Origin of the sequence: Streptomyces beigongshangae, assembly GCF_019710745.1 — a bacterium.
GTDB lineage: Bacteria > Actinomycetota > Actinomycetes > Streptomycetales > Streptomycetaceae > Streptomyces > Streptomyces beigongshangae.
The window spans coordinates 1-677 of the sequence record NZ_JAHKJW010000182.1 but is presented as its reverse complement, the minus strand read 5'-3'; the positions used below and the strand labels follow the sequence as shown (position 1 = coordinate 677).

At 68.5% G+C, this 677-nt stretch carries 1 protein-coding gene; it reads left to right on the top strand.

The features are described from left to right. Nucleotides 1-64 precede the first annotated feature (64 nt). On the top strand, nt 65-677 hold a 613-nt coding region (locus KM933_RS38740), incomplete at its 3' end, for a WD40 repeat domain-containing protein (protein WP_430727428.1).

Below are 677 nucleotides of genomic sequence, written 5' to 3'. Positions count from 1 at the left end.
GCGGGTGTGGGATCTGACCTCTGGTCAGTCTCTCGGCCACCCTCTCGCCGGTCACACCGGGCGGGTGACCGCAGTGGCGTGCACTTTACTGAGCAACCGGCCCGTCGCCGTCACGGGCAGCGCCGGTGGCGTGGTGCGGGTGTGGGATTTGACCTCCGGTGAACCTCTCAACCGCGCTCTCGCCGGCACCAAGTCGGTGGCCGCGGTGGCGTGCACTGTGGTGAACAACCGGCCCGTCGCAGTCATCGGTAGCGACGGGGGTGGTGGCTCGGTGCGGGTGTGGGACTTGACCTCCGATGAACCCGTCGGTCGCCTTATCGCCGACGACACCGGGCCGGTGGCCGCGATGGCGTGCAGCGTACTAAACGACCGGCCCGTCGCCGTCACCGTCACCATCACTGGCAGCCATGACCGCGCGGTGAAGGTGTGGGATCTGCCCCCCGGTGAACCCCTCGGCCGCCCTCTCGCCGGTCACACAAGACCGGTGACCGCGATGGCGTGCACTGTGGTGAACAACCGGCCCGTCGCAGTCACCGGCACCGACCAAGGTGGTAGTGGTGGAGGCTGGGTGCGGGTATGGGATTTGACCAGTGGTGAATCCATCGGCCGCCCTCTCACTGGCCAGTTCGGGCCGGTGTACGCGGTGGCGTGCACTGTGCTGGACGGCCGGCCCATCG